The organism is Acinetobacter sp. AM, from assembly GCF_003105055.1.
GTDB lineage: Bacteria > Pseudomonadota > Gammaproteobacteria > Pseudomonadales > Moraxellaceae > Acinetobacter > Acinetobacter tibetensis.
In genome coordinates this window covers 36,677-60,662 of record NZ_QETG01000004.1, presented here as the reverse complement: position 1 = coordinate 60,662, position 23,986 = coordinate 36,677, and the positions used below count along the sequence as shown (strand labels likewise).

The 23,986-nt window shown below is 39.8% G+C and carries 23 protein-coding genes, 1 tRNA gene and 2 pseudogenes; 8 read left to right on the top strand and 18 right to left on the bottom strand.

Annotated features, from left to right (window positions below):
* Positions 1-290: 290 nt before the first annotated feature.
* The 4 genes from DCO44_RS03440 to uvrB all read right to left on the bottom strand — a co-directional run bounded on the left by DCO44_RS03440 (position 291) and on the right by uvrB (position 5,874).
* The gene (locus DCO44_RS03440) at positions 291-1,748 is read right to left on the bottom strand and encodes a glyceraldehyde-3-phosphate dehydrogenase (protein WP_116759214.1); all 1,458 of its coding nucleotides are present in this window, start codon (positions 1,746-1,748) and stop codon (positions 291-293) included.
* Between the two features lie 283 nt (positions 1,749-2,031).
* Positions 2,032-2,967, bottom strand: coding sequence for an EamA family transporter RarD (gene rarD / locus DCO44_RS03435; RefSeq protein ID WP_116759213.1), 936 nt, complete (start codon positions 2,965-2,967; stop codon positions 2,032-2,034).
* A gap of 140 nt (positions 2,968-3,107) precedes the next feature.
* Complete coding sequence (locus tag DCO44_RS03430) at positions 3,108-3,704, bottom strand: lipocalin family protein (RefSeq protein ID WP_116759212.1); 597 nt, start codon at positions 3,702-3,704, stop codon at positions 3,108-3,110.
* 124 nt (positions 3,705-3,828) lie between these two features.
* Positions 3,829-5,874 (bottom strand): excinuclease ABC subunit UvrB, encoded by a 2,046-nt coding sequence (gene uvrB, locus DCO44_RS03425; RefSeq protein ID WP_116759285.1) that lies wholly within the window; start codon positions 5,872-5,874, stop codon positions 3,829-3,831.
* 221 nt (positions 5,875-6,095) lie between these two features.
* On the opposite strand from uvrB, the gene DCO44_RS03420 reads away from it, so the two are divergent.
* Positions 6,096-6,887 (top strand): hypothetical protein, encoded by a 792-nt coding sequence (locus DCO44_RS03420; RefSeq protein WP_116759211.1) that lies wholly within the window; start codon positions 6,096-6,098, stop codon positions 6,885-6,887.
* Between the two features lie 353 nt (positions 6,888-7,240).
* Positions 7,241-7,513 (top strand): annotated as a pseudogene (locus tag DCO44_RS03415) (GGDEF domain-containing protein); the annotation flags it as partial.
* A gap of 155 nt (positions 7,514-7,668) precedes the next feature.
* Here DCO44_RS03415 and DCO44_RS03410 read toward each other — a convergent pair.
* Positions 7,669-7,851 carry a hypothetical protein gene (locus tag DCO44_RS03410; protein ID WP_116759284.1) on the bottom strand — a complete coding sequence of 61 codons (183 nt, stop codon included), beginning with the start codon at positions 7,849-7,851 and terminating at the stop codon, positions 7,669-7,671.
* A 207-nt stretch (positions 7,852-8,058) separates the two neighbouring features.
* On the opposite strand from DCO44_RS03410, the gene DCO44_RS03405 reads away from it, so the two are divergent.
* Positions 8,059-9,294, top strand: a complete 1,236-nt coding sequence (locus DCO44_RS03405; protein WP_116759209.1) for a pyridoxal phosphate-dependent aminotransferase — start codon at positions 8,059-8,061, stop codon at positions 9,292-9,294.
* Between the two features lie 86 nt (positions 9,295-9,380).
* Here the strand turns inward: DCO44_RS03405 and DCO44_RS16795 are convergent.
* Positions 9,381-9,787: pseudogene (locus DCO44_RS16795) on the bottom strand (GFA family protein).
* Between the two features lie 214 nt (positions 9,788-10,001).
* Between DCO44_RS16795 and DCO44_RS03395 the strand changes: the two are divergent.
* Both DCO44_RS03395 and DCO44_RS03390 read left to right on the top strand, forming a co-directional pair.
* Positions 10,002-10,247, top strand: a complete 246-nt coding sequence (locus DCO44_RS03395; RefSeq protein WP_116759208.1) for a hypothetical protein — start codon at positions 10,002-10,004, stop codon at positions 10,245-10,247.
* A gap of 96 nt (positions 10,248-10,343) precedes the next feature.
* Positions 10,344-10,778, top strand: a complete 435-nt coding sequence (locus tag DCO44_RS03390; RefSeq protein WP_116759207.1) for a PaaI family thioesterase — start codon at positions 10,344-10,346, stop codon at positions 10,776-10,778.
* 65 nt (positions 10,779-10,843) lie between these two features.
* On the opposite strand, the gene DCO44_RS03385 is transcribed toward DCO44_RS03390, so the two are convergent.
* Positions 10,844-11,269: a hypothetical protein gene (locus tag DCO44_RS03385; RefSeq protein WP_116759206.1), complete on the bottom strand. Its 426-nt coding sequence runs from the start codon at positions 11,267-11,269 to the stop codon at positions 10,844-10,846.
* Between the two features lie 247 nt (positions 11,270-11,516).
* On the opposite strand from DCO44_RS03385, the gene DCO44_RS03380 reads away from it, so the two are divergent.
* Positions 11,517-11,592 (top strand) — tRNA-Asn (locus tag DCO44_RS03380).
* Positions 11,593-11,686: 94 nt separating this feature from the next.
* Entirely contained in the window at positions 11,687-12,742 is a 1,056-nt protein-coding gene (locus tag DCO44_RS03375) for a hypothetical protein (RefSeq protein ID WP_133243148.1), read from the top strand.
* Positions 12,743-12,797: 55 nt separating this feature from the next.
* Here the strand turns inward: DCO44_RS03375 and DCO44_RS03370 are convergent, their stop codons facing one another.
* From DCO44_RS03370 to DCO44_RS03320, 11 genes are all read right to left on the bottom strand, one after another.
* A complete protein-coding gene (locus DCO44_RS03370; RefSeq protein WP_116759204.1) occupies positions 12,798-13,454 on the bottom strand; it encodes a tRNA-(ms[2]io[6]A)-hydroxylase in 657 nt (218 codons plus the stop codon).
* Between the two features lie 22 nt (positions 13,455-13,476).
* Positions 13,477-14,202: a pyridoxine 5'-phosphate synthase gene (gene pdxJ, locus DCO44_RS03365; protein WP_104441741.1), complete on the bottom strand. Its 726-nt coding sequence runs from the start codon at positions 14,200-14,202 to the stop codon at positions 13,477-13,479.
* A 13-nt stretch (positions 14,203-14,215) separates the two neighbouring features.
* Entirely contained in the window at positions 14,216-14,926 is a 711-nt protein-coding gene (gene recO / locus DCO44_RS03360) for a DNA repair protein RecO (protein ID WP_116759203.1), read from the bottom strand.
* Between the two features lie 10 nt (positions 14,927-14,936).
* A complete protein-coding gene (locus tag DCO44_RS03355) occupies positions 14,937-15,134 on the bottom strand; it encodes an NF038104 family lipoprotein (RefSeq protein WP_116759202.1) in 198 nt (65 codons plus the stop codon).
* Between the two features lie 24 nt (positions 15,135-15,158).
* Complete coding sequence (gene era, locus DCO44_RS03350) at positions 15,159-16,187, bottom strand: GTPase Era (RefSeq protein WP_116759201.1); 1,029 nt, start codon at positions 16,185-16,187, stop codon at positions 15,159-15,161.
* Between the two features lie 6 nt (positions 16,188-16,193).
* The gene (rnc, locus tag DCO44_RS03345) at positions 16,194-16,886 is read right to left on the bottom strand and encodes a ribonuclease III (protein ID WP_116759200.1); all 693 of its coding nucleotides are present in this window, start codon (positions 16,884-16,886) and stop codon (positions 16,194-16,196) included.
* Entirely contained in the window at positions 16,858-17,232 is a 375-nt protein-coding gene (locus tag DCO44_RS03340) for a DUF4845 domain-containing protein (protein WP_116759199.1), read from the bottom strand. The genes rnc and DCO44_RS03340 overlap by 29 nt, the downstream gene beginning before the upstream one ends.
* A gap of 23 nt (positions 17,233-17,255) precedes the next feature.
* Positions 17,256-18,083: a signal peptidase I gene (lepB, locus tag DCO44_RS03335; protein ID WP_116759198.1), complete on the bottom strand. Its 828-nt coding sequence runs from the start codon at positions 18,081-18,083 to the stop codon at positions 17,256-17,258.
* A 21-nt stretch (positions 18,084-18,104) separates the two neighbouring features.
* Complete coding sequence (gene lepA / locus DCO44_RS03330; RefSeq protein WP_116759197.1) at positions 18,105-19,922, bottom strand: translation elongation factor 4; 1,818 nt, start codon at positions 19,920-19,922, stop codon at positions 18,105-18,107.
* A gap of 172 nt (positions 19,923-20,094) precedes the next feature.
* Positions 20,095-20,547 carry an acyl-CoA thioesterase gene (locus DCO44_RS03325; protein WP_116759196.1) on the bottom strand — a complete coding sequence of 151 codons (453 nt, stop codon included), beginning with the start codon at positions 20,545-20,547 and terminating at the stop codon, positions 20,095-20,097.
* 161 nt (positions 20,548-20,708) lie between these two features.
* A complete protein-coding gene (locus DCO44_RS03320) occupies positions 20,709-22,088 on the bottom strand; it encodes a Do family serine endopeptidase (protein WP_116759195.1) in 1,380 nt (459 codons plus the stop codon).
* Between the two features lie 229 nt (positions 22,089-22,317).
* Here DCO44_RS03320 and nadB point away from each other — a divergent pair, with 229 nt between their 5' ends.
* Positions 22,318-23,958, top strand: a complete 1,641-nt coding sequence (gene nadB / locus DCO44_RS03315; RefSeq protein WP_165815677.1) for an L-aspartate oxidase — start codon at positions 22,318-22,320, stop codon at positions 23,956-23,958.
* Positions 23,959-23,986 lie beyond the last annotated feature (28 nt).

Here is a 23,986-nt window from a genome sequence, read left to right as displayed (position 1 = left end):
CCTTTAAGTTCGTTTTTTTAATTGACTCAATTCATTTAAGCCATTCTAGGGACAACCACTTTACTCAGCTCAGATCAAGCAATCATCACATCTATTTTGATATGCCAGATCAGCACCAGCATAACGTATTAAATTTAATACTACTAATTTTGTCGGAATTATTGCATTGACCTGATTTGCATGTACCTTGTTATTTAAGTCAACTAAAAAACTCTTTTTGGGCACTTAAGAACTGTAGAGACAAAAAAAAGAGCTTCATTACTGAAGCTCTTTTTTCTTAACCGAACAAATTATGCATTTGTTTCAGCAGGAACTTTTGGATAGCTTACGCCGCCCATTTGTTCAGCAATACGTAATACTTGGCAGCTATAACCTACTTCGTTGTCATACCATACGTATGCAGTTAAGCGGTTGCCTGAAGTGATTGTCGCTTGAGCGTCAAATACACCCGCAGTACGCGAACCAATGAAGTCAGAAGATACAACTTCCGTCGAGTTGGTATAACCGATCTGACCTTGAAGACTAGAGCTGATTGAGATTTTACGAATGTATTCATTCACTTCATCACGATCAACTTCTTTATCTAAAGTTAAGTTTAAAATCGCAAGTGAAACGTTTGGTGTTGGAACACGTACAGAGTTACCTGTTAATTTACCTTGAAGTGCTGGAAGTGCTTTCGCAACTGCTTTAGCCGCACCAGTTTCAGTAATTACCATGTTCAAAGTCGCAGCACGACCACGACGATCCGCTTTGTGGTAGTTGTCGATTAAGTTCTGGTCGTTTGTGAACGAGTGAACTGTTTCAACATGACCATTTAACACTGTGTATTTGTCATGTAATACTTTCAATGTTGGCGTGATTGCGTTGGTTGTACAGCTTGCAGCTGAGATGATTTGATCTTCATCCAGAATGTCTGCTTGGTTAACACCGAACACTACATTTTTCATGTCACCTTTACCAGGTGCAGTTAAAATTACGCGTGCAGCGCCTGGGCAGTTAAGGTGTTGTGCAAGACCTTCTGCATCACGCCATTTACCCGTGTTGTCAATCACCAACGCATTGGTAATACCATAATCGGTATAATCAACTTCAGTTGGATTTGACGCATAAATAACTTTGATGAATTGACCGTTTGCAATGATTGCTTCGTTTTCTTCATCTACAGAAATCGTACCAGAAAATGGACCATGAATTGAGTCACGGCGTAATAAAGACGCACGTTTTTCTAAATCACCATCAGATGACTTACGAACCACAATCGCTTTTAGGTTCAAACCACGGCCAAGGCCAGACTGACCAATCATTAAACGTGCAAGAATACGACCGATACGACCAAAACCGTAAAGGACAACGTCACGACCTTCTACTGAAGTCGCACGACCTTCTACAGATTTAACAGCCGCTGCAACAAATGCATCAACATCGCCACCTTGCTCTTTAAATGCAACGGCTAATTTACCTAAATCAATTTCAGCAGTACCGATATTTTCAATTTTCGCCAATGCTTGAAGAATTGGGAACGTGTGTACAACTGAAAGCTCAACGTCCATCATACGAGTGAAACGGTGCGCTTTTAAAATTTGCATAACTGAACGGTTAACTAAAGAACGTCCAAACACTGAAACCACAATATTTTTTTCACGGTAAAGCTTACCGATTAAAGCAATCATTTGTTCCGCGATTTCTTCACGGTTTTTCCAGCGACCTTGGTGCTCTGCATGTAGGGCGGTAATAGTCTCTTTGCTCACAGATACGTCCTCTAATTAAATTGTATATCTAGGCATAATTTTCAAAACGCGACAATTGTAAAGGAATTGTCAGCAAGATTGAATCAAAAGCTGGTGCAGCCGCTGCTATTTTCCTACATATTCATTATAAATTTACAAAATAGTTGTAATTTTCGATGTGATTTTACTTTTCGAGCCAAATTTAAGAAAAATCGGTTCAAATAAAAAAGAGCGGAAACAGAAAAAATGGATATCTTCCCTGTAAAAACACATCAACTTAAATCAGGCTTTACACCGACTTCTCTTATAATTGATCATTTATGCGTGCATCCGTTTTTGTAATATTACGTCCAAGATTGCGCTTTTGACGCTGCTGCTTGTACAAATGCAAACATCCTTCAATCACCAAGACCAACACCGCACACCAAATTGGAATATAAGTCAGCCATTCTTCTGGAGCAACTTGCTCACCCAAAGCAATGGATGCGGCAGCCAACAATACGGGTTCTAAGTAACTGAGCAGACCAAATAAAACAAAAGGTAAAAAACGGCTCGCCAGAATATAACTTCCCAAGCCAAGCGCACTTAAAAAACCCAAACCAATAATCGCCCAGATTAAATGTGGGTAGTGTTCAATGATGCTTAAAGCTTCTGCATCGGACAACAGATAAAAAGCAATGGGTAAAACTAAAAATAAATCCCACCAAAAACCACCTAAGTGATCTGATTTGAATAGTCGGCGTAAATAAAAATATAAAGGGTATGCCAAAGCAACATACAGTGTTTCCCACGCAACACTACCGATGCGCCAAATCTCATGTATGACACCTAATGCCGCCAAAATGACAGCAAGTAATTGCCAACGAGAAAGCTTTTCTTTATGTAATACACATCCGATCAACACCATAACCAAAGGCAATAAAAAATATCCTAAAGATACTTCTAAACCACGCCCATTGATTGGCCCCCAGAGGAATAGCCACAACTGCGATGTACACAATAAAGAACTAATGAATAGCCAAAGCAGATAAATTGGATTTTGAAAAACTTTTTTGAATAATTCAGCAATAAGCTTGAGTTCGCCTGACCACCACATAAACAGGGTTAAAAAAGGTAACGTCGACAACATACGCCAAGCGAAAGTATGTTCACTATCTAAGGGTTTTAAAAATTCAGTATAACCGTAAAGCACGCCAAAAGTGACGGATGCCAATACCGACAGTGCTACGCCCTTATACATCTTTTCACCCAAACGATTTGCTGGGCTTAGTATACCGATAAGTTAAATAAAATACGTCACCATTAAAATAACTTTCACACAAGTCACGGCTTAAATTTTGTCGAATCATTAATCGTTAAAATAGGCTTTAAGTCTTAAAATTATTTTGGGTTGACTTTACTGTGTGTTGTTCGGATTAAATCACTCAAATCATAACCCAGTGTTTTGGCATATTCTAAATATTCATTGATGACTTCAGGCTTCGCTTCTGGTGTACGCGAGAGTACCCACATGTATTTTCGGCGTGGCTCACCCACTAAAACAGTTTGATAGTCATCATCCAGCTTTAAAATCCAATAATCCCCTCGTGCCACAGGGATCCAACGTGCCGCTTCTGGTAGGAAACTTACCTGTAACTTAGAATTAAACGGTGGATTCTTAACAAAAGCCTCGCCTATCGCCTGCTGTAAGATGCCATCTTTTGAATAACACTGATTATCCACACTTACATTACCATTTTCATTTAAGGTATAGGTTGCTGAAATATCTCTTGCACATTTATTTTGAAAATACATAGGCTTACGTGCAACTTCATACCAAACACCCAAATAACGATCTAATTCAACCTTTTCCACCACAGGCATGGGTTTGGTTTGCGCATAGGCCAAAGTTGCTGCGCCCAACCCCACCAAGATTGCCCCACCAATCACAATTTTTGTAATACGCCAGCTTGCTTTAGGAAGATTATTTTTACGCATAACTACATATCCTTTAAAAAGATTGATTTAGTCAAAGCCCAAATTTAATTTCTTAAAAAATAGCGGGCTTTGACCCGACACACTGTAGTGTTATGTAATGATTTTGCAGAACATGTGTGTGAACTCATCGTAGCAATTGGGCTTTAAGGCGCACAATTTCATCTCGCAAACGCGCTGCCTGTTCAAACTGCAACTCTTTCGATGCCTTCAACATCTCTTTTTCCAATTTTGCCATGTGTTTACTGAACAACTTTGGATTCGACAAAATATGTTGTTCATCCGCAGACAATGCTTGAGCCTGATCTGCAATATTGGCATCAATCTGGTCATCATTGAGTACTTCACCAGTGTCAATTTCCCTAACAACCTGACGTACAGCGCTACGCGGAGTAATACCATGTTCCAAATTAAACTCAATTTGTTTGGCACGACGACGGTCCGTTTCATCAATCGCCTTTTGCATAGAATCGGTGATACGATCTGCATACAAAATAGCCTTACCTTTTAAATTACGTGCGGCACGACCAATGGTTTGAATCAAGGCACGTTCTGAACGCAAGAAACCCTCTTTATCAGCATCCAAAATTGCGACCAAAGACACTTCGGGCATGTCTAAGCCTTCGCGTAACAAGTTAATCCCCACCAAAACATCATGAATACCTGAACGCAATTCGTGAATAATTTTAACGCGCTCAACCGTATCAATATCTGAATGTAGATACGCAACTTTCACACCATATTCTTTTAAATATGAAGTCAAATCTTCTGCCATACGCTTGGTTAATGTCGTCACCAAAACACGTTCATTAAATTCTTTACGAATATTAATTTCAGACAGTACATCATCCACTTGGGTCAACACTGGACGAATTTCGATTTCAGGATCAACCAATCCTGTTGGTCGTACCACTTGTTCAACCACTTGTTCCGATTTTTCTAATTCATACTTTGCTGGGGTTGCACTCACATAGATAGTGCTCGGAACAATACGCTCCCATTCTTCAAATTTCATTGGACGGTTATCTAGCGCGCTTGGCAAACGGAAGCCATAGTTCACCAGATTCTCTTTACGTGAGCGGTCACCCTTATACATAGCGCCAATTTGCGGCACAGTCACATGCGACTCATCAATAATTAACAAGGCATCATCAGGGATATAATCAAACAAGGTGGGTGGTGCTTCCCCTGATGGCCGTCCAGATAAATGACGTGAATAGTTTTCAATGCCATTGGTATAACCCAACTGTTGCATCATTTCCAAATCGTAACGGGTACGCTGTTCAATTCGCTGCGCTTCTAGCAATTTGTCGTGTTCACGGAAAAACACCAAGCGCTCTTTCAGCTCTTCTCGAATCGTACCAATCGCACGCTCAAGATTCTCTTTGGGCGTCACATAATGGCTTTTCGGATAAATCGTGACGCGTGGAACTTTTCTAACCATTTTCCCTGTTAATGGATCAAACCAACGGATCGAATCGACCTCATCATCAAATAACTCAATACGAATTGCATGTTGATCTGATTCGGCAGGGAAAATATCAATGATTTCGCCACGGATACGATAGGTCGCACGTAAAAATTCTAATTCGTTACGGCTATATTGCATTTCGACCAGACGACGAATAATCTCATCTCGGTTCATTCGGTCGCCCTGCACAATATGTAACAACATACTCATATAGGCATTGGGATCACCCAAACCATAAATGGCAGAAACCGAAGCCACAATAATGGCATCCCGACGTTCTAGCAATGCCCGTGTCGCGGACAAACGCATCTGATCAATATGATCATTAATCGCGGCATCTTTTTCAATAAAAGTATCTGAAGACGGTACATACGCTTCTGGCTGGTAGTAATCGTAATAACTGACGAAATACTCAACCGCATTATTCGGGAAAAATGCTTTAAATTCACCATAAAGCTGCGCAGCTAAAGTCTTGTTATGTGCCATGATAATAGTCGGACGTTGCGTCTGAGCAATTACATTTGCCATGGTGTAAGTTTTACCAGACCCTGTCACCCCAAGTAACAATTGATTCCGATAACCTTGTTCAACACCATGTACCAGTTTTTCAATCGCCTGTGGCTGATCCCCAGCAGGTTGAAACTGAGTCACCAAATCAAAAGGTTGTTGGCTATCTTGCACAGGTTTTTGACGCTCTTGCATGGTTTCCATCTTCGGCACACTTATGACTTAACATAGTATGGGGGCAGTTGAGCAACATGCAACATGCATTCTTGGACTTTCGCATGAGGCAGACTGAATATTTAGCGTCTTGTTTAAATGAACCCTATAAATAATCTATTTAAAAAAGCACAGCCTGCTACTTGACCCATGCCCTATTCAGTTGCAACATGAATCAATAATGATGATTAGATAAAATACTTATGCGCTACCATTACCATGATGAAACCATTGTTAAAAGTTTACCTGAAGATACCATTTTTGTTTTTGGCAGTAATATGGCGGGTACGCATGCGGGTGGTGCTGCCAAAATCGCTTTGTTACATTTTGGTGCCATGAAAGGTGCAGGACGTGGCTGGGCAGGTCAAAGCTATGCCATTCCGACCATGAATGAGCATTTACAACAAATGCCACTATCCCAAATTCAGCATTATATTGATGATTTTAAAATTTATACTCAGCATCATCCTAAAACCAAATACTTCATTACTTCCGTAGGTTGTGGCGTTGCAGGTTACAAAGTTGAAGAAATTGCACCGATGTTTAAAGGCATTTCTCATAATGTCATTTTTCCTGCCTCATTCCGCCCTTTTGTAGAACAAACTTTACCTAAACTACGTCAAGCGTTCTTAAAAGCGGTCTTGCAAGACCACGTCATTTTCCCAAGCGAAGCTCTTGATCAAGTGATTGAACAACTCCCTTTGGCAGACAATGAAAAAAGTCTGGCACAGATTATTTTGAATACGCCAATGTATCCAACCGATAGCAATGGACGAGACCGCATTTTCGAAATTGAAGATATTTTGCACAATCTAAATGAAAAAGAATTTCGTATCGACTCACCTTTAGAAAGCCGTATGGTCATTGGCGGTGTGATACTTGCGTTACTCGAGCTTTACAACATCAATGAACAAGATTTCCTCGATGTTTGGAATCATCAACGCGAAATAGCAGCACCTAAACCAGAAAATAAAGCCCGAAGATCAGCTCACTAATTCAGCACCATCAACATGGGGATGTGTTGGAAATAAAGTTCAGACAACCCCATTTTATGGCAAGTTTAATGCCAAAATCATCACGAAATAAGATGTAATGCTTTTATTCATCACATGATTTAAAAATGAAAAAATTATTCCTATACGAAGCTCAACTTAAATAATAAATATGAGCAATTCATGGAATTACTCGATTCCTCAATTTTTGAATTATCCTCCATCGCCATGTGGCTAGAAGACTTTAGTGAGGTCAAAAAACAATTTGATCTTTGGTAAGCGCAAGGCATCCAAGACCTCCAACAATTTTTACTCGAAGATGAGTCACGCGTCTTAGAGTGCGCGCGTAAAATTAAAATATTACAGCTCGCAAAAAAGCCGAAAATTATCTGGAATATTTGGGCAAACATGATGTCTTGACCAAACTTTATAATCGCTCATTTTACACCAAAGAAATGAACCACTTAGAACGTAACCTCTTACGCCCCGTTTCCTGTATTTTCCTTGACATGAATGGTTTAAAAGAAGTCAACAACAGTTTAGGACATGATGTTGGTGATGGACTGCTTCGACGCACGGGTGGAATATTAAATCTACTCATTCAAAATACCTTATATTCCTCGTCCCGAACATGCGATAGTCAAACTGCATGGACGCATTGAAGACATACTTAAACACGCAGATCAAATGATGTATCTAAATAAAGAACAGTATTATGAGCACAATGAATGTCGTGCACGTTAATTTTCCCCATAAAAAAAGAAGTGCATATGCACTTCTTTTTTTAACGTTTACCCATTGAACGTCGTGTACCGCGTGGTGGCATCCAAGTTCGATCTGCATATTGCTCTGGTTTTGGGCGCACCTGATTATGTGCAACATCATCGTCAGCACCTTGCTCAGCATTTGGCATTGGGAATGGGAGATTCACCAAAGGTTTTTTAGAAGTAGGCTGTTGCTTACTCATGTCCATCACTCTCATCAAATTGGGCTTATTTTAAAGTTTTTTTCATAAAGATGCGAGAAACTTCCTAATTCTGTACATTTTTGAAAATGATGCTTCGAAATTGAATTTTTTTATGTGTTTGAGCTTATTTTAAACGACGTAGTTATTGTTTTTAGGCTAAGATATTGTGCTTTTTATTTTTTACCCTCCATAAGAAGGAATAACGCCGTGGACGTACGTCTATCTGATCGTGTAAATGCCATCAAACCGTCCCCTACACTAGCTGTGACCAACAAAGCTGCTGAACTTAAAGCTGCTGGTAAAAATGTCATTGGCTTGGGAGCTGGTGAACCAGATTTTGACACCCCGCAACACATCAAAGATGCCGCTATTGCAGCAATTAACAACGGTTTTACTAAATATACCGCTGTCGATGGTACGCCAGGCCTTAAAAAAGCAATTATCGCAAAATTTAAACGCGACAATAATCTTGACTACCAAGCGAACCAAATTTTGGTTTCTTGTGGTGGTAAACAATCTTTCTTTAACTTGGCATTGGCTTTGTTAAACAAAGGTGATGAAGTGATTATTCCTGCACCTTTCTGGGTAAGCTATCCAGACATGGTGATTATTGCTGAAGGTACACCTGTCATTGTGAAATGTGGTGAAGAACAACGTTTCAAAATCACACCAGAACAATTAGAAGCGGCAATCACTGAAAAAACGCGTTTAGTGGTACTCAACAGCCCATCTAACCCAACAGGTATGATTTATACCAAAGCTGAACTTGAAGCTTTAGCTGATGTATTACGTCGTCACCCACAAGTATTTGTTGCATCTGATGACATGTACGAACCAATCCGTTGGGATGATGAGTTTTACAACATCGCCACTGTTGCCCCAGACTTATATGACCGTACAATCGTATTAAACGGTGTGTCTAAAGCCTATGCAATGACTGGCTGGCGCATTGGCTATGCAGCGGGTCCTGCAAAAATCATTGGCGCAATGAAAAAAATCCAATCTCAATCAACGTCTAACCCAACTTCAATTTCGCAAGTTGCTGCTGAAGCTGCATTGAATGGTCCTCAAGATGTACTTGAGCCAATGATTGAAGCTTTCAAACGTCGTCATGACTTAGTTGTAAACGGCTTAAATGAAATCAATGGTATTTCTTGCTTACCTGCCGATGGTGCATTCTATGCTTATGCCAACATCCGCCCGTTAATTCGTGCAAAAGGCTTAAAATCTTGCACAGAATTCTCTGAATGGTTGTTGGAAGAAACTGGTGTAGCTGTAGTTCCTGGCGATGCATTCGGTCTTGGTGGTTTCATGCGTATCTCTTACGCAACTGCTGACGAAGTGCTTGTAGATGCGCTTGCACGTATTAAGAAAGCTGCAGATTCAATCGAAGGCGTTGATGCTGCGATTGCCTCAATCGAAGCTGAAAAAGCTGCAAAATAATCTAGCCGATTATTTTAAAAAAAAGAGCTCAAATTTATTTGGGCTTTTTTTTTATTTTCATATTTTGTCACTATCGACCAATAGCTTTAGCGGTTCAACCTCGCCACCACTTCAGCCTCCATTAATTTTTTAGTTGGCTGACTGAGTGAATAAAAATCAGGTTTATTATCAATATAAATTCCATATCTAAGCTTAGCTCTTTGGGTAATTCACCCAGAGCAAACACGTTAATCTTACAATAACGATGATCTTACATCCATCAAAACAATGTTGTTCCACATTGCTTGTAAAAGCCACGCTCGCTCCTACGCCGATGCTTTAAAAATTCCCAATTGCTTTTGTTTTTGAAAAACTAAACTGCTTGGCTTAACATCAATGCTCATGAGCAAACCGCTACTTTGTCGATGACAAAGCGGAAATGACTCACATGAACCTGATCATTCATTAAATCTACATCAAATTGCGTAGCCCCACATAAATACTGTGCATGCATTTTTTCACTTTTAAATCTTCCTTTGCATTGTTTTAGTTTTAATCGATTGGTATTAAACAATAACACTCATCATTTCACTGTTTACACTTTATAAATAAATGTAAATCTTATTTATTTTTATGAATCAAACATTTCGCAACACATTAGGCATAGCAACTCATGAGATGATCTTCTAAGATACGCTCACACACAGCTAAACGCCTATGAGTTCATCATGCGCTATAAGATTATCGATGTATACCGACAACAGAATATTAAACGTTACATTGCTAAATGCTTAAAAGCCCGCTCCCCCCAATTTATTGTCATCGAAAGTGCTTTAACCCTTTGCCGTGATTTAGATATTATTGATGTTGACCTCAACTCTGATCAAGCCACATGGGCAACTGGTGAATGTATTTCTCTGCATATTTTAATAGGTGCAGACAGCCTCGATAAAATTTATGAATTAGACGCTTAAAGACGTTTTCCAATCTTTTCTTGACTTCATTTTGTGCTCACCATTATCTTAACCATATAGTTCTTTTTTAGAACTTGTTAAATTAAAGGATTGCAAATGAACGTAAAAGAAATGACTGGATTAGAGTTGCTCAAAGCCATGTGTGCTGGAAAAGCCCCTGCACCGAGTATCAGTGAAACGATTCCTATGACACCTTATGAAGTCACGCTTGGCAGCATTCATTTTAAAGCCAAGGCAGATCAGCGCCATTTAAACCCTCTAGGTGGCGTACATGGTGGTTTTGCAGCAACAGTACTTGATTCAGTGACAGGTTGTGCAATTCATAGCATGCTTGAGGCGGGTGTAGGCTACGGAACCATTGATTTGAATATTAAAATGTGCCGCCCTATCCCTCAGAATAAAGACCTGATTGCGATTGGCACAGTCATCAATATGAGCAAAAATTTAGGGATTTCTGAAGGGAAAATTGTGGATGAAGAAGGAAAACTTTATGCACATGCTACCGCAACTTGCATGATTATTCGTGCTTAAATATTCTTGCACAACACCCCTTCATGTTGTGCAATAACATCAAATTAAGCATGATGATAAGTCTTTTACGCAGGTTTCAAGTTGTACTGTGGTGCAGATAAAGCTTTGTAATAGCAATAATATTTCAGAGTATGTTCTAGCTGAACAGTGCAAGAGGCATGCTCTGATTTCAACCAAGCTTGAGCTTGTAATGGCTTAGACCAAAGCTGCCCTTCTAAAGCATAAATATATACACGTTCTTGTGCTTCAATCTGCTCAGAAAAATATGTTGCAATCCAACTTTCACGTGCAGATTCAACCAGCCATTTTTCTGAAAACCATAATTGAAGTAAATCACCCAAATACAATTGTACTGTAGCAAATGGACGAACAGATACAAATGCACCTTCCACAGCCGTGTAATACAGTTCTGGTTGCTGAATCAAAGATAGATAATTTTCTTGATAATATGAGAATTGAGAAAAAATTTCAGGGATGCTGAGCGTATTCATTCGCTTACTCCGATTTAGCCATTTTAGTGCTGGCAAGTTGGTTTAAATCCACACTGTTGAGGTTTTTGCCTCAACAACTTTCTTTAATTAATCTAGCAATGCTTTTTTTAAAGCACAAGCCAAAAGTTAATTTTTTCTTTAAATTTTTTTTGTTTGTTCAAATATAAAACATACAACTATAAAATCTCTCTTTTTATGCCACTAATGCTTGACCTGTTTTAAAATCTGCTTATAATCGCATTCAGATTCTCCAATAGCTCAGTCGGTAGAGCGACGGACTGTTAATCCGCAGGTCCCTGGTTCGAGCCCAGGTTGGAGAGCCAAATACAAAGAAGCCCGCAGCATTAAAGCGGGCTTTTTTACGTCTAAATAATGAAAAATAAAACACCTCATATCTTGATAAAAAAAGCACAACATATGAATGCAAAAAATCCGCAGACCATACTCAAGCTCAAAATTGTTATCGTTGTACTCATCAGCTTTCTTATTCTGATCAGCCTTGTTTTAATCAGTTGCCATCCACAAGGTAAGGTCGAACAGCTTAGCACCACTCCTCCTGTGTTGTATGATGCAATTAGCAATCAACCTATTCCCGCTACGCAACAATGGCTTATTCCTATAAGCCTGTTTGGCTCAAATGCGATTGAAACCAATTTAAACCTAAATGAATTAGCCAAAAGCTTAGGGGAGCATGCTTGGCTCAGCCCCTCATCCACATTTAATAATCAAAGCAGCCAACTTCATTTTTATTTGGATTTTGGTGGTCAACAAAGTTCTCGTAAAGATGCTGAATTCTATGTACTACCAATCTGTACGAATGGAACATTAACACAAGCCTGTACATCCTTATCACCCAAACCCACCCCCATCGCATTTTTTAATTTCAACACAGCAAATAACACTGACTATCAAGCGATCCAAACCAATCAATCTTGGCACTTTTATGGACATAGCGATGCTTATGTACTTCCTGTTGTACACTCACAACAATTACAATTTTTAGTGAATGCCCAAATACCAGAAGGTTATCCAAATGGTTGGCTCAGATTAAGCTTTAATGAAAATCCAATTACCCCCAAGCCTTCGAGTTTTTTCTTGGGACGTAACAAGCTGATATATTTCCCATTTTTATTACTTTTCATTCCTTTACTCGCGGCTCATCTCTATCGTATAGACAAAGGATTTCAAAGCTATCGGAATCTTTCTATTGGATTATTGGTCTGTATTTTGTTTGCCATTCATAGTGTTATTTGGGATTTGCACTACATGGTTTTAGGCTGTTTTCTACTTAGTTTAGCTGGGGTGCTTTATGCTTTCGCTAGACCCTTGTACAGGCTTTTTTATGGAATTGGAGCCCTGATTATTGCAGGCTATGCACAACAATTTTATGCTGGATTTAATTCTGCTTTTTTCATGCAAACTGGTCTTATTTTTTTGATTGGTATTGGACTTTTTTTCCGCACACCTGATTAAAGAGAATTCAGTAGAATCATGGTGCTTCATATTATTGAAACACCATGATTTTAAATTACGCTGCAACTATGGCTGGAATACCACTATGAAAACGGAAAGTTTCATCTGGCGATAGAATCAGATTTGCTTCAACTTCACGAATATGTTCAATACGTTGCTGTATATCTTCTTCAGGATTTTTCAATTTGCCTGTTCGCGCAACCTCTAGTGCCAAAGCCAAATAATCCTCAAAATGCCGTGATTCAGATTTAAGCAAGTAACGGTAATAACGCCCTAACTCATCATCTACGAGTGGAGCAAGTGCATAGAAACGCTCACAGGAACGCGCCTCAACAAAAGCCCCAATAATCAGAATATCAATTAAAGCTTCCGGCTCATAAGTGCGTACTTCCTTACGTAATCCACCTGCATAGCGCCCTGCACTCAAGTTCGACCACGCTTGACCACGCTTCTTCATAAACTCAAGCACTTGCTCATAATGCAGCATTTCTTCACGTACTAATTGAGCCAGCTTCACTTGTAGATCCGTAAAAAAGCTATAACGAAACATCAGGTTCATTGCCGTACCTGCTGCTTTTTTTTCGCAATTGGCATGGTCTTGCATCAGAATCTCAAGATGATTCAATGCTTCATCCAACCAAGCTTGTGGCGTAGTACAACCCAAGAAGCCAATGACTGGCTTCATTAGTTCATCGTAATTTATATTCGACATATTTGAATCTTAAAATAGATAATTAACGTGCAGCTTTAATCACTGCTTTCATTTCTTGCACAGCTTGCGCCAAACCAACAAATACAGCATCTGCAATTAGAGAGTGACCAATATTCAACTCATGAATCTCAGGAATTTGTGCAATCGGGGTAACATTTTCTAGATTTAAGCCATGACCTGCATTCACCACCAACCCCTTTTCAGCGGCATAGCGCGAAGCTTTCACAATACGATCCAACTCATATTGCTGTGCTTCAGGCGTTTCAGCATCTGCATAAGCCCCTGTGTGAATTTCAATGGTTGGTGCTCCGCATGCAACAGCAGCATCAATTTGGGCAAAATCTGCATCAATAAAGAGCGAAACATCACACCCTATAGCAATAAGTTCTTGTGTCGCCGCTTTTACTTCTTCAAAATGACCAAGCACATCCAGCCCACCTTCCGTGGTTACTTCTTGACGCTTCTCGGGAACGAAACATACATGCTGTGGCTGAATCTCTTTCGCAAATGCAATCATTTCAGGCGTTACAGCAAGCTCTAAATTCATACGAGTTTTTAATACTGGACGCATACGACGTACATCATCATCTTGAATATGACGACGATCTTCACGCAAATGCAGTGTAATTCCTTCAGCACCCGCTTGCTCACAAATTAAAGCGGCATTAACTGGGTCTGGATAGGTTGTTCCACGTGCTTGTCGCAAAGTTGCAACATGGTCAATATTTACACCAAGCAAAGCAGCCATCGTTTTTTCCTAATCATGTTTTAGATTGAGTGTTTTGAATCCAGAGTTGGCGACTTTTCAACGGTCGATCTCCCAACAAAGATGTAATCATTTGCCTATATAGCTTCGACAACAATTGTAACTGCTCTAGGTTAAATTCCCTACCACTTTCATAATTCTGCATACTCAGAATTTGTTGACCCAATAGCGTAGAAGATGAGGCCCGAGTTGTTGGAATAAAGCCATCATTTAACTGAAAAGCATAATTTTGATGTGATTGAATCGAAACTTGATTTGCATCTATTGTAAAATCAAGTGGATAACCCAACTCTTCCAACAATGCATGCTCAAATTGTCGAAGGATTTGTTTTAAAAATAGTGTTGAATTAACTTGATGACTGAGTGTTTGTAAATGCTGAATAGTTGCAGAATATTGCCGAAAAGTCTCAGGCATTTCTACTTCAAGCGGACATAAACGTAGTAAAATTTCATTCAGATAAAACCCAGAAAAAAAGGCATCGCCAAAAAAGAAAATGGGATGATGCATAGTTTCAAGTTTACTGAAATTTTTGAGTTCAGACTTTCCTGACGCTTGCAAACGCAATGGCTGGTATTGTGGTGGTGGCGTCTGTCGAAGAATACCGTCAACTCGCCCATGCTCTTGGGTGAATAAATGCACAATATGACTACGTTCACGGTACTTACGGTGATGTATCAAGTAACCATGTAAAACTTCATTACGCATGAGAAATTAACTAATCTTTCTTATCTTTATCATTTTGTTCGCTGTCCTCATCATCCCCATCGGGTATTACAGCACCGACAACTGCCACTGTACCTTTCACTACACCCTTGGTGGTTTTATATGCAACTTTAATAGGAACTGTAACAATCTTATGAATGCAACCTTGTAAAAAACATACACTAGCCACAACCAACAAAATTTTTAGCATTACAGCTCCTATTTCATTTACAACTTAGATATCACTATAACCCAAGCTTTTCAGTGCTCGCTCATCATCTGACCAACCACCTTTCACTTTCACCCAAAGGGTTAACATAATTTTTTGTTCAAACATTTTTTCCATATCAATACGGGCATCCATACCGATTTTTTTAAGCTTAGCGCCTTTTTCACCAATCACAATGGCTTTTTGACCTGGGCGGTCTACAAAAATCGTTGCGTCAATATAGGTACATGCTGGTTTTGGACGACCTGTTTTTTCATTCACTGTCGCTTCTTCAGTCTTAAATGACTCAATTTGCACAGTTAGATCGTACGGAAGCTCTTCACCAAGCTGACGCATAATTTTTTCACGGATAATTTCTGATGCTAAGAAACGCTCAGAACGATCAGTCAATTGATCCAACGAATACATTGGCGGCTGGAAAGGTAAATACTTTTCAATGGTGTCGCGTAGATGTTCCAAGTTCGCACCACGAAGTGCGGAAACAGGAACAATTTCCGCAAAATTCATCAATTTTGCGCGCTCTTGAATCAATGGTAAGGCATGGTTTTTATTTTCAAGTGTATCAATTTTATTGATCACCAAAATCACAGGCATCTCTGCATTTTTAAGTTTTTCCAAAACGAGCTCATCGTTTTGAGTCCACTTGTCTGCATCCAGAACAAACATGACCAAATTTACATCACGCAATGCAGAAGATGCAGCACGGTTCATCATTTTATTGATGGCTCGCACTTCTTTTTTATGCATCCCAGGTGTATCGACGAACACCGCCTGAGATTTTTCACGCGAATCAATACCGACAATTTTATGACGCGTGGTTTGCGGCTTACGTGAAGTAATCGAAAGTTTTTGTCCCAGTAAGTGATTCATCAGTGTCGACTTACCCACATTTGGGCGACCCACAATTGCAACAAAACCACTTCTGAAATCAGAAGGAATCGTGGTGCCTTGTTCACTAAAAAACTGGCTAATTAAATCATTAGTGTCGCTTGGCGACTCGTGATCAGCATCAATGTGATCGGAAGAATTTGACATGGCAGATTACTGCTCCAAAAGTTTTAAAATATCCGCCGCTGCAGCCTGTTCTGCAAAACGACGACTTGAACCTTCACCCTTAAATAGAGGCAAACCCTCAACCGTACAATTCACCTTGAAATGTTGGTTAGGTGCATCCCCTTGTATATCGACCACTTCATAAATAGGAAGTGGCTTTTTACGCGCTTGCAAATACTCTTGCAATCTTGATTTAGGATCTTTCAGTTGATCTGTCGGTTCGATATAGTCTAAGTAAGGTTCGTACCATTTTAGCACGATACGCTCTAACACCGTTAAGTCAGCACAATCCACATAAATTGCGCCAATAATGGCTTCAACAGTATCTGCCAAAATCGATTCGCGATGATGTCCGCCTGACTTCAACTCACCTGTACTTAAAATTAAATTGGTACTTAGTTTTAAGTCATTTGCGATTTTACCTAATGCTTCCTGTCGAACTAAGGTCGCTCGCATACGCGTTAAACGACCTTCATTTTCATGTGGATAAGCATTGTACAAATAATTGGCGATGATCATTCCTAACAACGCGTCACCTAGAAACTCTAAGCGTTCATAATTATATTTATGGCTTACCGAACGGTGCGTCAAGGCAAGCTGAAGTAGTTCCGCTTGCTTAAACTGATAACCTATACGACTGACCAAGCGAATATCACTTAGTTTGGGCTGACCTTTGATCAAAACTTTTCTCAAACTTTAACACTAAATCAATATTCAGTAAGAAAGGCTTTCTTACCTCGTAACTCTTTTTCACTTGTAAACCATCAACATTTGTCACTTGAGCAATGTCTTCGAATTTAATATCGCGAACATTATTCATATCTAAACGCTGCCCCATTTGACTTGAGAATTTCGATGGACTGATATCGACAGGACTACTTTGCAATAACTCTGTAATCTGACTATCAATCACACGATCATCCCAATAGGATCCCCAAACTGCAATTGCAACTTTTGCCAAAAAAGCAAAGCCAATAACTGCAATCAAAATACCAATATATGATGCACCCTTTTGATTTCGACGCATTTTTTATTTTCCATTTCGGTCAATTAATCAATTTTGCCGTTACGGCTAAATGACGGCAGTTTAAAGCCAGGCTCTTTATGCATCCAAACATAAAATGCTCGCCCAGTTAAGTTCTCTTCAGGTACAAATCCCCAAAAACGACTGTCAGCACTTTGATCACGATTATCCCCCATCGCAAAGTAGTGCCCTTTAGGAACTTTTACTTCCCAATATAAACCATTTTCAGTTGAGTATTTACCATTTTCAATATAATTAATAAATGGCGCTTGACGAGCAACGTTCACCCCTTCTAATTCACGCATAGTAAAGGTGTGCTCACCCAAAGTTTCCTTATGATAAATTGAGGTCGGTGTATCCAAGGCATCTTTCTCACGACTGAACTCAACTGGAACTTTCGCAACTTTTTGCCCATTAATCGTTAACTGACCATGATCATAAATAATATGGTCACCTGGCAAACCGACAACACGCTTGATATAGCTTATCGTCGGTTGTGGTGGATAACGAAAAACCATGACATCACCACGTTCTGGCTCCCCCACATCGAGAATTTTCTTATTCACAATTGGTAAGCGTACACCGTAGTCAAACTTATTCACCAGAATAAAGTCACCAGTTTCTAAAGTCGGCACCATAGAATCTGACGGAATATTAAATGGTTCATATAAGAATGAGCGTAAAACCAAAACCACTGCCAGTACAGGCCAGAAATCGTAAGCCCATGTAATAATGAAGTTTTCATTACCCCTACCCTTGGTTTGTCTTTGCTTAAATACAAACTTATCCAACAACCACACCAAGAAAAAAATCAGCGTGGCAGGCACGAGTATTAAATTAAAATCAAAATCCATGAGCTAAACGACCTCTAATTCTTATCTTTCTACTTTCAATACAGCCAAGAACGCTTCTTGCGGAATTTCTACACTACCCACTTGTTTCATACGTTTCTTACCTTCCTTCTGTTTAGAAAGAAGTTTCTTCTTACGTGAAACGTCACCACCATAACATTTAGCCAATACGTTTTTACGCATTGCTTTTACAGTAGAACGAGCAATAATCTGCGCACCGATAGCTGCTTGAATAGCCACGTCGTACATTTGGCGAGGAATCAAATCTTTCATTTTCTCAACCAATGCAATACCACGATGACGCGCGTCATTACGGTGACAAATCATAGCCAAGGCATCAACCTTGTCACCATTAATTAATACATCAACCTTAACCAAAGCTGAACTTTCGAAACGTACAAAGTTATAGTCTAGCGATGCAAAACCACGAGAGCATGATTTCAATTTATCAAAGAAATCCATAACGACTTCGGCCATTGGAATTTCAAAAGTAATCGAAACTTGGTTCCCCAAGAATTTCATATCTTTTTGAACACCACGGCGTTCAATACATAGGGTCATTACATTGCCTAAGTATTCTTGAGGAACAAGGATATGACATTCTGCAATCGGTTCACGCAAATCTTCTACAGTAGATCCATCTGGCATTTTTGATGGACTATCGATATAAATCGTTTCGCCTTTTTTCGTTAATGCTTCATAAATTACGGTAGGTGCAGAACTAATGAGGTCAAGATCATACTCACGCTCTAAACGCTCTTGTACAATCTCCATGTGTAGCATTCCCAAGAAGCCACAACGGAAACCAAAACCTAATGCATCTGAACTTTCTGGTTCAAAGAATAAAGCTGAGTCATTGATTTGCAATTTTTGTAGTGCTTCACGGAATGGCTCAAAATCACTCGCATCAATCGGGAAAAGACCCGCATAAACCTGTGGTTTAACCTTTTTAAAACCTGGTAAGGTTTTAACATCAGGTGTAGCAGCAAGGGTAATAGTGTCACCTACTGGCGCACCGAAAATATCTTTAATCCCTGCAATCACAAAACCAACTTCACCCGCTTCAAGAATATCTGTTTCAGTGTGCTTAGGATTAAATACCCCCACTGAAGTGACTGGATGAGTTTGTCCTGTCGATTTAACCAACATTTTGTCGCCCTTACGGATACGACCTTGTTTAATACGAACTAAGGATACAACACCTAAATAGTTATCGAACCAAGAGTCAATAATTAAGGCTTGTAACGGCGCTTCACGATCACCCACAGGTGCAGGAATGACATCGACTAAGCGCTCAAGTACACCCTCGACACCCAAACCAGTTTTTGCAGAACAAGTTGGAGCATCTGTTGCTTCAATCCCAATGATTTCTTCAATTTCATGAATTACACGTTCAGGTTCAGCCTGTGGTAAATCAATTTTATTTAAAATAGGAAGAACTTCGAGACCTTGCTCAATTGCGGTATAACAGTTTGCAACCGATTGTGCTTCAACACCTTGTGCAGCATCTACAACCAATAGCGCGCCTTCACAAGCTGCTAAAGAACGAGAAACTTCATAAGAAAAGTCTACGTGTCCAGGCGTATCAATGAAGTTCAATTGATATTCTTGCCCATTTGGATGCGTGTAATACAAGGTTACAGACGCCGCTTTAATGGTAATCCCACGTTCGCGTTCTAACTCCATTGAGTCCAAAACTTGGGCTTGCATTTCACGATCTTGTAAACCACCACACATTTGAATAAAACGGTCAGCCAAAGTCGACTTACCATGGTCAATGTGAGCAATAATCGAAAAATTTCGGATATTATTGATATCAACGGATTTTTTAGCTTGCGCCATGAGTTACCTTAAGAAAAAAATAGTGCCAAGTACAAAGCTGAGATACTAAGCGTAAGCGGTTAGACAAATTGCTGCCGATTATAGCAGATTGCAAAAATGAAAAAGTGATAAATTCGTTTAAAGGTTTAGGTTTTTAAGACTGTACATTTTTCAAACACTTGCTAGTAGACTTTTAAACTGTGTAACTATGCGTAAAATCTAATGGATTAATCTGATCATTTAAAGGTTGATACGCTTGCGAAAATGTCGGTGAAATACGTTTAGGTCTTCCTGTTGCAATTTCCACACATGCCCATTTGGTCTGCCCCATAAATAGCACAGCTTGATCCGCAGGTCGGTAAAAAACATACTGACGAAATAAATACATACTATTGATATCACTTAGCCATGTACGTAACACAATTTGGTCATCTAATAAGGCTGCTTTTCGATATTGGACATGATGCTCGACTGCGACCATGGCATGTTTCAGTTCTAAATACTGTTGAATGCCTAAACCTAACTGATCAATATGTGCTGTTGCAACGTCCTGCATCCACTGTACATAAACCACATTATTCACATGCCCCAAAACATCAATATGTTCTGGCTTTACCGTCAAATTTAAATCAAAAATCGCGCTCATTAATTTGTTTGTCCTGTCCATGGTTAGGTTAAAGTTTAAAAACCATGTATATTTTTTCACACTTAAGCTGATTTGACTGTCCAAACATCAGTCAAAAAAGCCAGTCTAAACTGAATAGACTGGCTTTTACTAGTTCATGTCATGATTTCACATCAAGATGCTTAAATACGCATCCCTAAAATAGCTCGCTGTCCTTCACGAATCAGTGAAACACGCACAATGCTATCTTTCTTTAAACCCGAAACTGTTTTGATGAACTCTTTCGAATTATTGATGCTTGTATTGTTCAATTGGGTAATAACATCACCTGGTAAAATCCGTGCTTGAGATGCCACCCCACCACGCATAACATCTTGAATCAATACACCACCTTTAATGTTTAGCTGTGCTAATTCAGATGGCGATAAATCACGAATTGCCACCCCAATTTTTGGGCCAGCATTTTCTGCATCTTGATCCACTTTAGCAGGCGTATCATCTGGGGCTGTGGTGAGTGTTGCAGAAATATTACGGGTTTTATCATCACGCAATATTTCAAGTTGAATGGTTTGATTCGGTACAGAACGGTTTAAATAATTGAGTAGTTCTGAAGTGCGTGAAATCGCTGTACCATTGTACTTCAGCACAATATCACCCGCTTTCAGACCTGCTTTTGCTGCGGGTGAATTTGGTGTTACATCGGTAATTAAGGCACCTTCAGGTTTTGGTAAATTGTAAGATTCTGCCAAGTTACGATCAATATCCTGCATCATGACGCCCAGATAAGAACGCGTTACTTTGCCATTCTTCTTCAACTGGTCGGCAATATCCATAGCAACATCAATTGGGATGGAGAAAGACAAGCCCATATAGCCACCTGTTCCACTAAAAATACGCGAGTTGACCCCAACCACTTCACCACGCTGATTAAATAATGGCCCACCTGAGTTACCAGGGTTTAAGGCAACATCCGTTTGAATAAATGGAACCGATGTTTCACCCATCATATTCCGCATTTTGGCGCTGACAATCCCAGCCGAAGCTGAATAATCAAAGCCAAACGGCGAACCGATGGCCAATACAGGCTCACCGACTTTCAGTTGATCCACATTCCCCGTTGTTAATGCAGGAAATTGAGTACCTTTGACTTTGAGCAATGCCACATCGGTCCGTTCATCACTACCAATGACCGTTGCATCTAGCTCACGACGATCATTCATCATGATCGTGACTTTTGAAGCATTTTCGACCACATGATGATTCGTCAACAAATAACCATCTTTACTGATAAAAAATGCACTGCCATAGGCAGTCTTTTCTTGTGGAACTTGCTGCTGCGGAATTATGACTTGATTACCAAAAAAACGACGCAAGATCTCTGGTACTTGTTGCTGCATAATTTCTTCTTGGGTCATTTTTTTGACCACATTCACGCTCACAACCGCAGGACTAACTTGCTCAACTAAATTTGAAAAATCCACTGCTGGTGCGGCTTGAGTTTGTACTGCCACCATTGTAAAAACCGCAGCATACATTCCTTTTTGTAAATAGCCACTTTTCATAAAACTCATTCACTCAATTATTGTTACGTATTAAACAAAAAATTTTTATCATAAAACTCGTTATTCTTGCGTAATAATATGTTCAATTATGTTTTAGCAAAACAAGTACTTATTTTTAGATTAAGTTATAGGAAGTTAATTGCTTTTTCTAATGAGCACTCGACTATTTTACACTTGCCTTTTATCGCAAAAAGCGTTGTCATTACCAAACTTTTTTTAAAATTAGCTGATGGAAATGTCTAATTTAAGCTCAACGCATCAATTTGATGTGATTATTGTGGGCAGTGGTGGCGCAGGTTTAAGTTTAGCACTGTCATTACCTCATCATTTCAACATTGCAGTTTTAGCAAAATCAACCCTTACAGATGCCAGCACTTATTATGCACAAGGCGGGGTTGCCGCTGTTCTGGATGAAACGGATTCCATTCAACAGCATATTGATGACACCATGATTGCAGGCGCACATTTATGTGAACTTGATGCAGTCAAACAAACCGTTGAAGGCGGCAAACCTTCTGTAGATTTCCTGCTTAATAATGGCGTGCAGTTCACTTTAGATGAACAATCGCAGTTACATTTAACCCGTGAAGGCGGTCATTCACAACGTCGTATTATTCACGCAGCCGATGCAACAGGGCGTGCAATTTCAACCACGTTGGTACAACGTGCGCAAGAAAAAGACAATATTACGATTTTTGAAAATTTTATCGCGATAGATTTAATTACTTCACAAAAACTTGGTCTAGACGAAGCGCATAATCGTGCCCTTGGCCTATATGCACTCGATGAAAAAACTGAACAAGTCCATACTTTCTTAGCGCCATTTACTGCTTTGGCTTGTGGCGGAGCAATGAAAGCTTATCTGTATACCTCGAATCCTGACATCGCGACTGGTGATGGGATTGCCATGGCCTATCGTGCAGGGTGCCGCGTGGCAAATATGGAATTTAACCAATTCCATCCTACTTGCTTATACCACCCACAAGCCCGCTCATTCCTTATCACTGAAGCGATGCGTGGCGAAGGGGCTTATTTAAGATTGCCTGATGGCGAACGTTTCATGCTGCGTTTTGATGAACGTGCTGAACTGGCACCACGTGATATTGTTGCTCGTGCCATCGACTATGAAATCAAGCGTTTAGGGATTCGTCATGTCTGGTTAGACATTACACATAAACCTGAAGCCTTCGTAAAAGAACATTTCCCAACGTTGTATGCTCGTCTGCTCGAATTGGGTATTGATATTACTAAGGAAATGATTCCTGTGGTGCCTGCTGCACACTACACTTGTGGTGGCGTGGTGGTTGATGAGCATAGTCAAACTGACATTCACGGTTTATACGCGATTGGTGAAACTTCCTATACGGGTCTACATGGCGCTAACCGTATGGCGAGTAACTCTCTGCTCGAATGTTTCGTCTACGGCATGAGTGCTGCTACACATATTCAATCACATTATGTTGAAAACTATAGCTCGCCTCAAATTCCAGAATGGGATGATTCTCAAGTTATGAATCCCGATGAAGATGTCGTCATTTTGCAAAACTGGGATGAATTACGTCAAACCATGTGGAACTATGTGGGCATTGTCCGTACTACCAAACGCTTACAACGCGCCTTACACCGTATTGAAATGCTCAAGCGTGAAATCACGGAATATTATGAAGACTATCAGGTCAGTAAAAACCTGATTGAACTGCGTAACTTGGTGTTGGTTTCAGAAATGATTGTTCGTTGTGCAATGGAACGCAAAGAATCTCGCGGGCTACATTTCACTTTAGACTATCCTGAATTGGCGCCTGAACTACGCAAAACTGTACTCACGCCGCCAAACTTTCAAGTTGAAACACCTTTAGTGAATGCTGAATAAAATACGGCAGGTACAGTTATTTTGAACT